Below are 12,453 nucleotides of genomic sequence, written 5' to 3'. Positions count from 1 at the left end.
CTGTCGAATCAGAGAAATGGCCGTTTATGCGGCCATTTCCTTTTTCGAGATCAGTTCTGCCGCCCTGCGCCTTGCCTCGGCATCGGCGGCAAAGACCGCATCGATCGTCGCGGCGGCCGGATGACCCGTCATCGCCTCCATCACCCCTTCGGCGACGTCTGCCATGGTGAGGAAGCCGATGCGGCCGTCGCAGAAGGCCTGAAAGGCCACTTCCTCGGCGGCATTCATCACCGCACCCTGCACGCCGCCGCGCTCCAGCGCCGTGCGCGCCAGCCGCAGCGCCGGGAAGCGCACCTCGTCAGGCGCCTCGAAATCGAGCCGCGCCAGCTTGGCGAAATCCAGCCGGTCGACGTTCAGCTTCGGCCGGTCCGGATAGGCCAGCGCATAACCGATCGCCGTGCGCATGTCCGGTGCGCCCAGCTGGGCAATCACCGAGCCGTCGGTGTAACCGACCATGGAGTGGATGATCGACTGCGGGTGGACGATCACCTCGATCTGGTCGGGGCGCAGGTTGAAGAGGTGCTTTGCCTCGATCATCTCCAGCGCCTTGTTGAACATGGAGGCGCTGCCGATGGAGATCTTCAGGCCCATCGACCAGTTGGGATGCGCCTTGGCGATCTCTACCGTGACGTCGGCCATCTGTTCGCGTGACCAGGTCCGGAAAGGGCCGCCGGAGGCCGTCAGGACGATCCGCTCGACCGCGTGATGCTGGTCGTCCTCGAGCGACTGGAAGATCGCGCTGTGCTCGCTGTCGACCGGGATGAGGCGCCCGCCACCGTCTGCGACGGCCGTGACGAAGAGATCGCCCGCCGACACCAGGCATTCCTTGTTGGCGAGCGCTATGTCGGCGCCGCGCCGGGCTGCGGCGAGCGTCGGCGCCAGTCCGGCGGTGCCGACGATGGCGGCCATGACCCAGTCGGCATCCGCCGAGGCCGCCTCCAGCAGCGCCTCGCGACCGGCAGCGGCCATGATGCCCGTTCCGGCCAGCGCATCCTTCAGCGCGGCGTAGTTGGCGTCATCGGCGGTGACAGCCATGCGGGCGCCAAAATCCTGCGCCTGGCGGGCCAGAAGCTCGACATTGCTGTTGCCGGTGATCGCCACGAGGTCGAAGGCGTCCCTGCCGCCGAGCTGGGCCAGGACATCCAGCGTGTTGACCCCGATGGAGCCGGTCGAGCCGAGAATGGAGATGCGTCGATGCGTGCCGGGGCCGCCTGCCATACGTTCGATCCATGGTAAATGTCGCAGACCGTCTACAGGTGAACGCTGCCGCTCACAAGAGTTCGCTCACATTGACGCGGCTGCGACCACGTGGAGCTTGATCGAGGCGGCGGTTCGGGTGAAACAGGATCATGGCTCATCAAGACGAACTGCAGACCAGTTGTGTGATCGCCGGTGCCGGTCCGGCAGGGCTGATGCTCGGCTTCCTTCTCGCGCGCGCCGGTGTCGATGTCGTCGTGGTGGAGAAGCATCCCGACTTCCTGCGGGATTTCCGCGGCGACACCATCCACCCGTCGACGCTTGAGGTGATGCACGAGCTCGGCCTCGCGGACGAATTCCTCGCCCTGCCGCATACGAGGGCGCCGAAGCTCTCGGCCGAAATGGGCGGGCGCACCGTCACCATCGCCGATTTTTCGCGCCTGCCGGTCCGCAACCGCTTCATCGCCTTCATGCCACAGTGGGACTTCCTGACCTTCCTGTCGACGAAGGCCGGACAGTATCCGGGGTTCCGGCTGCTGATGCAGGCGAAGGTGCTCGATCTGGTCGAGACGGATGGCCGGGTTGCAGGCCTGCGGGTGGAGACGCCGGAGGGCCTGGTCACCATCCATGCGCCGCTGGTGGTGGGCGCCGACGGCCGCAACTCCGCGGTGCGGGAGAAGGCGGGCCTTGAGGTGGAGAGTTTCGGCGTGCCGAGCGAGGTGCTCTGGATGAAGCTCAGCCGGCAGCCGGGGGATCCGGACGAGGTGATGGGGCATGCCGGGCCGCGCCAGGGGCTGGTGCTGATCAACCGCGGCGATTACTGGCAATGCGGCTATGTGGTGCGCAAAGGTACCTATACGGAGATTCAGGCGGAAGGCATTGCCGCCCTGCGCGACAGGGTACGGGAGATCTCTCCGCTTGCCCCCGAGCGGATGGACGAGATCCAAAGCTTCGACGACGTCAGCCTGCTGACCGTGCGCATCGACCGGCTGAAGCGCTGGTGGCGGCCCGGGCTTCTGTGCATCGGCGACGCGGCGCATGCCATGTCGCCGATCGGCGGCGTCGGCGTCAATCTTGCCATCCAGGATGCGGTGGCCGCTGCCAATATCCTGGCCCGTCCGTTGCGAGAGGGGCGGTTGTCCGAAACTGATCTTGCCGCTGTCGAAAAGCGGCGTCTGTTTCCCACCAGGGCGACGCAGAAGCTGCAGCTGATGATGCGCAGCCGGCGTCGGAAGGACGAAGGGGATGCCGAAAAGCGGAAAGGGCCGCCGGCCTTCATTCGCGGCATCGCCCGCTGGCCGGTTCTTGCGCATCTGGCCGGCCGGCTGATCGGCCTGGGATTTCGCATGGAGCATGTGCGCTCCCGATAGCGCCGTCGCTCCTGACCTCGCCTTCATTGCCGCACACCGCCGGATCAAACATCGAGGTCCGCGCCGGAGGAGCCTGTCGACAGACAGGACGGATCGCGACGGAACGATATATTAACCATGTTGGGCAAGTATATCTCGCTATAAATATGCAGTTTTTCTCAGGTATCCTTTGTCTTAGAGGCATTTTTACATGCTGGCGCCAAAAGCGGATCACTCTCAAGTTGCAGCAACGCCCCGGACGATGCGCATCGTCACCGATGACATCGGCAAGGAACTCGAGCGTTTCAGCAGCGACAATGCCAGCGTCGTCAAGCAGATCCGGCTCCTGGCGATCAATGCGCTGATCGAGGCGGCCCGGGCGGGGGAAACGGGCAAGGGCTTTGCCGTGGTCGCCAATGAGGTGCAGCGCCTGGCGCAAACCGCGACGGAGATCGCCGAAAAATTCGAGAGCAGGGTGCTGGGCCGTATCGGCCTCGGACGGAGCATGGCAGACTCGCTGGTGGAGGAGATGGAAGGCGTTCGCCTGACGGATCTTGCCCAGACGCTGGTGCAGCTGATCGTCCGCAATCTTTTCGAACGGACCGCCGACGTGCGCTGGTGGGCAACCGACCCGGCGCTCTGGCAGGCGCTTGGTGGAAAGGATGCCGCGGCGACAGCCTTCGCATCCGAACGGCTCGGCGTCATCAACCGCTTCTATACGGTCTATCTCGATCTGGTGCTGACCGACCTCAACGGCCGCATCATCGCATCGGCCAATCCCGCCTTCCAGAAGAAGATCATCGGCACGTCGCTTTCGTCCGAGCCCTGGTTCGCGGCTGCTCGCCGCTGCCGGTCAGGCGACGACTACATCGTCGACGACGTCAAGCCGAGCGCGCTGCATGGCGGACGCAATGGGCTGGTCTATGCGACCGGTGTCCGCGACGGCGGTAAGATGGACGGGGACCTGCTCGGAACGCTCGGCGTCTACTTCGACTGGCACGCGCAGGGCCAGGCGATCGTCGACAAGGAGGCCAACCTGCCGCCGCAGGTGGCGGACAAGACGACCATCATGCTTCTCGACGGCAACAGCCGGGTGATCGCCTCCACCAACCCGTCCCGGATGTTCACCCATTTCGCCCTGCAGAAGAAGAACGGTGAGGACAAGGGAAGCTATTACGACCGCAGCGGCGCCATCGTCGCCTTCGCCAAGACCCTCGGCTACGAGGATTACGACGGCCTTGGCTGGCACGGCGTCGTCGTGCAGGAAACGGAGAGCGACGAAAGTCTTGGCGTGCGGCTGAACCTGGGGTGAGGGCAGGACTTGCGTCTGTCCGGACGGGGGCGACCGCGGCACCGAGCCGCGATCATCCTCAACGGGGTGTCGAAGACCTTGCCGGAATGAAGCCATCGAGGCTGCATCGAACGCCTTGCGGGTCATAATCCAGGTCAACCTTGCCGGTAAAGTCTGCGGCCAGGACCTTTTCGATGATGCGGCTTCCAAAGCCCTTTCGAGCGGGCGGGCGAACGGCAGGGCCTCCCAGTTCCGTCCAGACGAGCCTCAGCCGCTGGCGCTCTTGATCCGGATCCACCGTCCAGCTGACCGTCACCTTGCCGTCGGGAACCGACAGGGCACCGTATTTCAGGGAGTTGGTCGCAAGTTCGTGGATGGCCATGGAGAGCGTCAGGGCCTGCTTTGGCGGCAGCGCGACAGGAGGGCCGCTCAGGGTGGCGCATCTGGCTTCCGATGTAAAAGGACGCAGAGTGCTTTCCAGCACGACCTGCAGCTGGGCGTCCTCGGCGTAGTTGGCCGCCACGAGAGCCTGGGCATGTCCGATCGCGCTGAGCCTTGCGAGGAAGGTCTCCCGCACCGCATTGACATCGTCGCCCTGCAAGGACTGCTGCGCGATGGCCTGTATCACTGCGACCGTATTCTTTATCCGGTGCACGAGTTCCGTCTCGAGGAGGTCCCGCTGTTGCTCAAGCTGCTTCCGGTCCGTTATGTCGCGAACGATCAGGACGCCGCCCGTGACCTTGCCATCGCGGATGATGGAGGCGTTCGAGCAGGATACGGGGATCTGTCGGCCGTCCCGGTGAAAGAAGACGTCTTCGTGGGCCACCAGCGTGCGACCGGTGACGAAGACGTCGCCCAAGGGGCACTCCTCCATCGGAAAAGGTCTGCCATCGGGCCTGTGATGATGCACGACGTTGTGCAGCAGCGAATTGAGCAATTCGTCATTGCTCCAGCCGAACATCCTCTCGGCTGCAGGATTGGTGTAGAGCGTGCGCCCTTGCCCATCCATCAGGAAGATGGCGTCTGCCGCATTGGCGGTGATGAGGCCGGCAATGCTCGCGTCGTCCCCCAGCACGTCCAGCGTAGCCTGCAGCATCTCTGTCCCTCTTCTAAAACACCTTCATAGACGAACTGCCTGTGTTCTAGATAGCTCAGCGAGCAGCTTTCGATGGAAAAAATCCAGGCTCAAAAATCCAGGCTCGATGAGGGCGCAAGGTTGCGGTGCCAATGGTGATCCCGACGCGATTCGAACGCGTGACCCCCAGATTAGGAATCTGGTGCTCTATCCTGCTGAGCTACGGGACCACTGGACAGCATCCATACAAAAGGCGCCCGTCGATGCCAAGCGTTTTCGGAAGGGGCGCGGCGGGCACATGACCCCGCCACGCGTCCGGTCGATTGCAGCCTCAGTCGCTGAGCCGCTGTTCGGCCAGACGCACCCAGTAGGAAATGCCGTAGGCGATGGCGTCGTCGGCAAAGTCGTAGGCCGGGTTGTGCAGCGGTGCGCTGTCACCGTTGCCGATGAAGATGAAGGCGCCGGGGCGGCTCTTCAGCATGTAGGCGAAATCCTCGCCGGCCATCGACGGTTCGACTTCCACGTCCAGGTTCTTCGGCCCCACGACGTCCGAGGCTGCGCGGATGGCGTTCTCCGTTTCGCGGTCGTGATTGGTGGTGACGGGGCAGTTGCGTTCGTATTCGATCTCGGCGGTGGCCCCATGGGCAAGCATGGTGCCTTCGACGATCTGGCGGATGCGGGTCTCGGCGAGATCGCGCACCTCTTCGCTGAGGCTGCGGACGGTGCCGCCGAGCACGGCGCTGTCGGGAATGATGTTGTGGGTGGTGCCGGCCTGGAAGCGGGTGACCGAGACGACGACGGAGCTCAGCGGATCGGCATTGCGGGCGGCAATCGTCTGCAGGGTGCCGACGAGCTGGGCGCCGATCAGGATCGGGTCGACCGTCCGGTGCGGCTGGGCGGCATGGCCGCCGCGGCCCTTGATGGTCACCGTGAACTTGTCGGGTGCGGCCATGATGCCGCCGCGCCGGATGGCGAACTGGCCGACAGGAATGCCCGGCATGTTGTGCATGCCATAGACCTCGTCGATGCTGAAGCGCTCCATCAGCCCGTCCTGGATCATGGCCAGCGCGCCGGCGCCGCCCTCTTCGGCCGGCTGGAAGATGACGGCGACCGTGCCATTGAAATTGCGGGTCTCCGCCAGGTGTCTTGCGGCGCCGAGCAGCATGGAGGTATGGCCGTCGTGGCCGCAGGCGTGCATCTTGCCGGACGTCGTGGAAGACCAGGGCTTGCCCGTCACCTCGTCGAGCGGCAGGGCGTCCATGTCGGCGCGCAGGCCGATCGTGCGGCTGCCGGGCCCGCGACCATGGATGAGGCCGACCACGCCGGTGCGGCCTATGCCGGTCACGACCTCGTCGACGCCGAAGTCGCGCAGACGCGCTTCCACGAAGGCTGCGGTATCCTGGACATCATAGAGAATTTCGGGATGTTGATGAAGATGGCGGCGCCACTCGGTCACTTCCGCCTGTAGCTCGGCGGCTCGATTGATGATCGGCATTCGGTTCCCTGTTCTTGTCTTTTTACGAGATCGTGAATCGCCCTCCCAAGCCATTGTGCTCCTCACGATTGACGCAATCAACGATCTTTGCCATTGCTTGGCCACATAGGCAAACTATTGCCGCTCTCGTTCCCCCGCCAACGAGGTTATCGTTTTGCTCAAGCGTCACTCCACCTTGCCCTGTCTTTCCAGGCTGGCTGCAGCCCTGACCGCTGCTGCCGTCTTTGTCTCAGCAGGAAGTGCGTTCGCCAATCCGCAGATGGTGGTGGATGTGCGCACGGGGCGCGTGATCACGCATGAGGATGCGTTCAAGAAGTGGTATCCGGCCTCGCTCACGAAGCTGATGACGGCCTATCTGACGTTCAAGGCGCTGAAGGGGAACCAGCTTTCGCTCGAGACGCCCGTGACCATGAGCAAGAAGGCTGCCGACCAGCCGGCCAGCAAGATGTATTTCAAGCCGGGCTCCAAGCTGACGCTCGACAGTGCGTTGAAGCTCCTGCTCGTGAAGTCCGCCAACGACGTGGCGGTCGCGGTGGCCGAGACGGTCGGCGGATCCCTCGATCAGTTCGTCGGGATGATGAATGCGGAGGCTCAGCGCCTCGGCATGACCTCGACGCGCTTCATCAATCCGCACGGGCTGCCGGGCAAGGGTCAGTATACGACGGCGCGCGACCTTGCCGTCCTGGCGCTGCAGCTGAAGCGCGAGTTTCCGGAGTACGCAGGCTATTTTGCGCTGGAAGGCGTCAGCACCGGCGCGAAGAATTATCCGAACTACAACATGCTGGTGGGTCGCTTCAACGGCGCCGACGGCATGAAGACCGGCTTCATCTGCGCTTCCGGCTTCAACCAGGTCTCCTCGGCGACACGCAATGGGCGCACGGTCATCTCCATCGTGCTCGGCTCCGACAGCCTGGCGGGACGCGCGGACGACTCGGCGGATCTCCTGCAGAAGGCGCTGACCTCGCCGTCCGGTCAGGGCGTGCCGCTTGCATCGCTGGCGCCCTATGGCGACACCGCGACGGTCAACGACATCAGCGCCGAGATCTGCAATCCCAAGGCGGCCAAGGTGCGCAGCGAAGGCCGCGACGACGCCGGACGCATGGTCGTTCGCTCGCCCTATATCCACGAGATGACGCGGCCGCCGCGCTACAGCTTCGCCGGGCTGATCCCCGGCTCGGAGATCGCTGCGGGCAAGACCGGGCAGAACGAGATCGCCAACGTGCCGATCCCGCTGCCGCGTCCGACCTTCTGAGTCGCGCGAAGACGATGTCGGCTTCTCAGAACCGCATACCGGTCACCATCATCACCGGCTTCCTCGGCGCGGGCAAGTCGTCGCTGCTCAACCGCATTCTCAAGGATCCGGCAACGAGCGACACGGCCGTCATCATCAACGAGTTCGGCGAGGTCGGCATCGACAACCTGCTGGTGGAATCCTCGGGCGACACGCTGGTGCAGCTGTCGAACGGCTGCCTGTGCTGCACCGTGCGCGGCGAGCTCATCGATACGCTGGCCTCGCTGATGGATGCGATGCAGACGGGGCGGCTGACGCCGATCCGCCGCGTCGTCATCGAGACCACCGGGCTTGCCGATCCGGCACCCGTTATGCAATCGGTCATGGGCCATCCCGTAATGGCACAGAGCTTCGAGCTCGACGGCGTGATCACGGTGGTCGATGCCGTCAACGGCTGTTCGACCCTGGAACGGCATGTCGAGGCGGTGAAACAGGTGGCCGTCGCCGATCGGCTCATCATCTCGAAGACCAGCATGGCGACCAGCGAGCAGCTGCTCGATTTGTACGGGCAGCTCGACCGGCTGAACCCGCGGGCGGTGCGGATGGATGCCGATGCGCCGGAGGCAGCGACCGCTTCGGTTCTGCAGAACGGGCTCTACGATCCGGCGACGAAGATCGCCGATGTGGATCGCTGGCTGCGCGACGAGATGGCCAGCAGCCACCACGCGCATGACCACCACCATCACCATGATCACGGTCACCATCATCATCACGATGTGAACCGCCACGGCGCCGACATCCGCTCCTTCTCGATTCTTCACGACCGGCCGATAGACCCTGCGGCCATCGAGATGTTCGTCGACCTGTTGCGGTCGGCCCATGGCGAGAAGCTGTTGCGGATGAAGGCGATCGTGGCGCTCTCCGACAATCCCGACCGGCCGCTCGTTCTGCACGGGGTGCAGTCGATCTTCCATCCCCCGCAGCGGTTGGCCGCCTGGCCTGAAGGGTCCGACCGTCGCACACGCATGGTGCTGATCACGCAGGATCTGCCGGAGGAATTCGTCGCCGACCTGTTTGCAGCCTTCACGGGCACGCCGCGGGTGGACCGGCCGGACCGCGCTGCGCTGGAGGACAATCCGCTCGCCGTTCCCGGCTTGCGGATGTAGCGCTCTCAGCCCTTGCGGATCCGGAAGCGGTGCCCGTCTTCCGTCGTTTGGCCTTCAATCAACTGATGTCCGTCTTCCCGGCAGAAATGCGGGATGTCGATGCCTGCCAGCGGATCGCTGGTCTCGACCACCAGCTCCTCGCCGGAGCGCATCGCACTCATGCGCTTGCGGGTCTTGAGAACGGGAAGGGGGCATTTCAGCCCCCTCAAGTCGTAGAGACTGGCCGTCTCGTCGGTCATTCCGACGCCCAGAATTTCCACAGTGGCTTCTTCTCGGCGGTGCTGACGGGCGGTGCGGCGTAGGCAAGCGGATTGGGCGCCGGGATCGGAACGGTGGTGGTGGTCGAAGAACCGTCGGCAGCTGCCGTCTCCGCGGGGGCCTGTTCCCAGGTCGTGGCCGTCTGTGGCAGGCGGTCCTGTTTCATCCGCTCGGCAGCGGTTGCCGGACGGCTCGAGGTTGAGGTCGACGTGGAGGCAAGCATCGGCGTCGCGGGCGTGCTCTGCGGGCCGGAGCGTTTTGCCATCAACGCTTCGAATTCCTGGCGCTTCAGAAGCTTTCCGGCTTCCAGCGAGGTGCCGGTCGGCGCGTAGGCAAGATCACGACCCTTGCGCTTTGCAGCAACCACTGCCTTGCGCTCCGCTTCCGTCGGCTCATACCAGACCATGCCGTCCAGCTTCTTCATCGCCTTGTCGTAGGCGACCTCGTAGGTCTTCTGATAGGAGGCCAGGGCGACGTTGAGCGCCGGCGGGGTCGACATCGGCGGGCATGCTGCTGCGGCACTGCTGATCGTACCTTCGACCTGCTGATTGAAGACGTATTTCTTCTCGCAGATATTGACCTCTGGCGGACGCTTGGTCACCTCGAAGTTGTCGTATCCGACCTTCAGCATCTTCCAGAAATCAAGATGTTCGCTGTCGCGGTGACGGGCCATGTTCTCGGCGGTCATCCGGAAGGGGAAGGCCTGCAGCTGGACCGCCGTCTGGCCGCCCTTGAAGGCGTCCCGCGCGAAGGCATAGATCTCCAGCACCTGTGCGTCCGTCATCGAATAGCAGCCGGACGACGAGCAGGCGCCGTGGATCATCAGGTTGGAGCCGGTGCGGCCCTGGGCCTGGTCGAAGCGGTTCGGGAAGCCTGTATTGATCGCCAGATAATAGTTGGAATTCGGGTTCAGGTGCGCTGGCGTCAGGTTGTAGAAACCTTCGGGCGCCTGACGGTCGCCCTCCTTCACCTTCGGGCCGAGCTTGCCGGACCAGGCGCAGATCGAATAGCTGGCGATCACGTCGAAACGTCCGTCTGCCTTCGCCTTCCAGATCTCGAGAGCGCCTTCCTCCTTGAAGATGCGCATCATGATCGGAGAATTGCGGGGCATGTTCTTCTTCTGCATCTCGGTCACGATGCGCGATGGAAGAGGCTGCTCAACCTTGTTCTTGACGTGGGACAGGTCGACGGAATCGAGAGTGTCGTTGCAGCCTGCCAGTGCAGTCGCGAAGAAAAGGGCGAGGGCAATGTTTCTCAGGCGTATCGACATGAACACCACTTGGATTGCTGAGGGCGAGTAACGGGCACAAGAGCCATAATAATGAAGCGGTAATCTTTACATCTTCTTAAACGCTGGCGTCCGCCTGTCCAGCAAAACCCCGCATTCGCTTCGGGATTTGTGCAAAACATCAGCTTTAATGGGGCGATTTGAAGGCAGTGACCCGGATTAGAGGTTACGGCCGATCTGCAGGAACTTCTGCCGACGGGCATTGCGCACCTCGTCGCCCGACATCTGGCCCAACTCCTCGAGCGCCGAAAAGATCACATCGCCGGTGTTCTCGATGACCGTTTCGGGATCGCGGTGCGCGCCGCCGGTCGGTTCGGGAATGATGTCGTCGATCACGCCCAGCTCCTTCAGGTCGGGTGCCGTGATGCGCATATTGGTCGCGGCTTCCTTTGCGCGCGTGGAATCGCGCCAGAGGATGGAGGCGGCCCCTTCAGGCGAAATGACCGAGTAGATGGCGTGCTCGAGCATGTAGACGCGGTTGCCGGTGGCAATCGCGATCGCTCCGCCGGAGCCGCCTTCGCCGATGACCACGGAGACCATCGGAACCCGCAGGGAGAGACACATTTCCGTCGAGCGGGCGATGGCTTCCGCCTGACCGCGCTCTTCCGCTCCAACGCCCGGGTAGGCGCCGGCCGTGTCGATGAGCGAGATCACCGGCAGGCCGAAACGGTCGGCCATTTCCATGACGCGGACGGCCTTGCGGTAGCCTTCCGGGCGCGGGCTGCCGAAATTGTGCTTCAGGCGGCTCTTGGTGTCGTGGCCCTTCTCCTGGCCCATGACGGCAACGGGCTGTCCCCGGAAACGGGCAAGCCCGGCCTGGATCGCCGCGTCCTCGCCGAAATTCCGGTCGCCCGCCAGCGGCGTGAAATCGGTGAACAGCTGGGCGGCATAGTTCATGAAGTGCGGGCGCTGCGGATGGCGCGCGACCTGCGTTCTCTGCCAGGCGTTCAGCTTGCCGTAGATGTCTTCCATCGCCTCGCGGACGCGGACTTCCAGGCGCGCGATCTCATCCGACGTGTCGATGCTTTCGTCTTCGGCGGCAATCTTCTTGAGCTCGTGGATTTTGGCCTCGAGGTCTGAGATGGGCTTTTCGAAGTCGAGATATGTCTGCATGAGATCCGTGTTCCGATCATTCTAGCCAGGTCGGCGGGCCCTCTATTCCCGGTTTTTTGCCAGTTTTGCAAGAGGGTGATGCGTTTGTACCAATTGGCGCAACCTCTCTTCAAGCACGTGGGTATAGATCTGTGTGGTGGAAATGTCCGAATGGCCAAGCAGTTCCTGCACCACGCGAAGGTCGGCACCATTCTGCAGCAGGTGACTTGCGAAGGCGTGCCGCATCACGTGCGGAGAAATGGCCGATGTCTTCAGGCCTGCGCGGGCGGCAAGCGCCTTGAGGTCGCGGCCAAAGACCTGCCGCGGCAAATAGCCCTCCTTGCCGGAGGAGGGAAAGAGCCAGGGATTGTCGTCGGCGTCCGGGATTTCCGCACGCCTCGCCTCGCCGTAGCGCCGCACCGTTTCGATTGCGGAGCGGGACAGGGGAACGAGCCTCTCCTTGTTGCCCTTTCCCTTGACGATCAGGAAGCGGCCTTCCTGATCGAGAACCCGCGCCGGGAGCGACACCAGTTCACTGACGCGCATGCCGGTGGCATAGAGCAGTTCCAGAAGCGTCAGCATCCGCAGCCGGGAGAATTGCCCTGGGGAGGTATCGTCCGCTTCCTCGGCGGCAAGCGTGAGGAGCCGGGTCACCTCCTCCTCGCTCATGATCTTCGGCAGCGTCCTGCCCTTTGCCGGGCTGTCGAGAACTGCTGTCGGATCATCTCCACGCAGGCCCTCGGCGTAGAGGAACTTGTAGAACTGCCGCATCGCCGACAGTCGCCGTGCCTGAGAGCTCGGGGCAAATCCGCTCTTGCCCAGACCGGTGAGATAGGCGCGCAGGTCGCTGCTGCTGGCCTCGATCGTCTGCACCCGCCTGGCCGCCATGAAGCCGAAGAGGTCTTCGAGGTCGTGTTCGTAGGAGACGAGCGTGTTGCCGGCCGCGCCCCGTTCGGCGCTCATCATCTCCAGGAAGGCTTCGATATGGGCTCGGGTCAGGTCGGCCACGCG

Annotated in this window: 11 protein-coding genes and 1 tRNA gene; 4 read left to right on the top strand and 8 right to left on the bottom strand. The window is 63.7% G+C overall.

Annotation, left to right across the window (positions count from 1 at the left end):
• Nucleotides 1-24: 24 nt before the first annotated feature.
• Nucleotides 25-1,218 carry a 1-deoxy-D-xylulose-5-phosphate reductoisomerase gene (gene dxr / locus EO99_RS0104345; RefSeq protein ID WP_029617419.1) on the bottom strand — a complete coding sequence of 398 codons (1,194 nt, stop codon included), beginning with the start codon at nt 1,216-1,218 and terminating at the stop codon, nt 25-27.
• Nucleotides 1,219-1,349: 131 nt separating this feature from the next.
• Between dxr and EO99_RS0104340 the strand changes: the two genes are divergently transcribed.
• Together EO99_RS0104340 and EO99_RS28565 are read left to right on the top strand one after the other, a co-directional pair.
• Nucleotides 1,350-2,567 carry an FAD-dependent oxidoreductase gene (locus tag EO99_RS0104340; RefSeq protein ID WP_029617418.1) on the top strand — a complete coding sequence of 406 codons (1,218 nt, stop codon included), beginning with the start codon at nt 1,350-1,352 and terminating at the stop codon, nt 2,565-2,567.
• A 190-nt stretch (nt 2,568-2,757) separates the two neighbouring features.
• A complete protein-coding gene (locus EO99_RS28565) occupies nt 2,758-3,858 on the top strand; it encodes a methyl-accepting chemotaxis protein (protein WP_029617417.1) in 1,101 nt (366 codons plus the stop codon).
• 58 nt (nt 3,859-3,916) lie between these two features.
• On the opposite strand, the gene EO99_RS0104330 is transcribed toward EO99_RS28565, so the two are convergent.
• The 3 genes from EO99_RS0104330 to EO99_RS0104320 form a co-directional block, all read right to left on the bottom strand.
• The gene (locus EO99_RS0104330) at nt 3,917-4,933 is read right to left on the bottom strand and encodes a sensor histidine kinase (protein WP_051679696.1); all 1,017 of its coding nucleotides are present in this window, start codon (nt 4,931-4,933) and stop codon (nt 3,917-3,919) included.
• Between the two features lie 132 nt (nt 4,934-5,065).
• Nucleotides 5,066-5,142, bottom strand: a tRNA-Arg gene (locus EO99_RS0104325).
• Between the two features lie 101 nt (nt 5,143-5,243).
• Nucleotides 5,244-6,407, bottom strand: a complete 1,164-nt coding sequence (locus EO99_RS0104320) for a M20 aminoacylase family protein (protein ID WP_029617415.1) — start codon at nt 6,405-6,407, stop codon at nt 5,244-5,246.
• A 259-nt stretch (nt 6,408-6,666) separates the two neighbouring features.
• Here EO99_RS0104320 and EO99_RS0104315 point away from each other — a divergent pair, with 259 nt between their 5' ends.
• Nucleotides 6,667-7,659 carry a D-alanyl-D-alanine carboxypeptidase family protein gene (locus EO99_RS0104315; RefSeq protein WP_081851978.1) on the top strand — a complete coding sequence of 331 codons (993 nt, stop codon included), beginning with the start codon at nt 6,667-6,669 and terminating at the stop codon, nt 7,657-7,659.
• A gap of 14 nt (nt 7,660-7,673) precedes the next feature.
• Nucleotides 7,674-8,804, top strand: a complete 1,131-nt coding sequence (locus tag EO99_RS0104310) for a CobW family GTP-binding protein (RefSeq protein WP_029617413.1) — start codon at nt 7,674-7,676, stop codon at nt 8,802-8,804.
• Nucleotides 8,805-8,809: 5 nt separating this feature from the next.
• Here EO99_RS0104310 and EO99_RS0104305 read toward each other — a convergent pair whose 3' ends face one another.
• The 4 genes from EO99_RS0104305 to EO99_RS0104290 form a co-directional block, all read right to left on the bottom strand.
• Complete coding sequence (locus EO99_RS0104305) at nt 8,810-9,043, bottom strand: sulfurtransferase TusA family protein (protein WP_029617412.1); 234 nt, start codon at nt 9,041-9,043, stop codon at nt 8,810-8,812.
• Nucleotides 9,040-10,326, bottom strand: coding sequence for a L,D-transpeptidase family protein (locus EO99_RS0104300; protein WP_029617411.1), 1,287 nt, complete (start codon nt 10,324-10,326; stop codon nt 9,040-9,042). Before EO99_RS0104300 ends, EO99_RS0104305 begins: the two co-directional genes overlap by 4 nt.
• A gap of 183 nt (nt 10,327-10,509) precedes the next feature.
• Nucleotides 10,510-11,463 (bottom strand): acetyl-CoA carboxylase carboxyltransferase subunit alpha, encoded by a 954-nt coding sequence (locus EO99_RS0104295; protein WP_029617410.1) that lies wholly within the window; start codon nt 11,461-11,463, stop codon nt 10,510-10,512.
• Between the two features lie 42 nt (nt 11,464-11,505).
• The gene (locus EO99_RS0104290; RefSeq protein ID WP_029617409.1) at nt 11,506-12,450 is read right to left on the bottom strand and encodes a site-specific tyrosine recombinase XerD; all 945 of its coding nucleotides are present in this window, start codon (nt 12,448-12,450) and stop codon (nt 11,506-11,508) included.
• Nucleotides 12,451-12,453 lie beyond the last annotated feature (3 nt).

It is taken from the genome of Pseudorhizobium marinum (assembly GCF_000705355.1).
GTDB classification, from domain to species: Bacteria; Pseudomonadota; Alphaproteobacteria; order Rhizobiales; family Rhizobiaceae; genus Neorhizobium; species Neorhizobium pelagicum.
This window is presented reverse-complemented; position numbering and strand designations above follow the sequence as displayed.

Excerpts from the sequence above, each read along its gene's own strand:
- EO99_RS0104310 (WP_029617413.1), top strand. The coding sequence starts at position 7,674 with ATGTCGGCTTCTCAGAACCGCATACCGGTCACCATCATCACCGGCTTC.
- EO99_RS0104330 (WP_051679696.1), bottom strand. The coding sequence starts at position 4,933 with ATGCTGCAGGCTACGCTGGACGTGCTGGGGGACGACGCGAGCATTGCC.
- EO99_RS0104315 (WP_081851978.1), top strand. The coding sequence starts at position 6,667 with ATGGTGGTGGATGTGCGCACGGGGCGCGTGATCACGCATGAGGATGCG.
- EO99_RS0104320 (WP_029617415.1), bottom strand. The coding sequence starts at position 6,407 with ATGCCGATCATCAATCGAGCCGCCGAGCTACAGGCGGAAGTGACCGAG.
- EO99_RS0104340 (WP_029617418.1), top strand. The coding sequence starts at position 1,350 with ATGGCTCATCAAGACGAACTGCAGACCAGTTGTGTGATCGCCGGTGCC.
- EO99_RS0104295 (WP_029617410.1), bottom strand. The coding sequence starts at position 11,463 with ATGCAGACATATCTCGACTTCGAAAAGCCCATCTCAGACCTCGAGGCC.
- EO99_RS0104305 (WP_029617412.1), bottom strand. The coding sequence starts at position 9,043 with ATGACCGACGAGACGGCCAGTCTCTACGACTTGAGGGGGCTGAAATGC.
- EO99_RS28565 (WP_029617417.1), top strand. The coding sequence starts at position 2,758 with ATGCTGGCGCCAAAAGCGGATCACTCTCAAGTTGCAGCAACGCCCCGG.
- dxr (WP_029617419.1), bottom strand. The coding sequence starts at position 1,218 with ATGGCAGGCGGCCCCGGCACGCATCGACGCATCTCCATTCTCGGCTCG.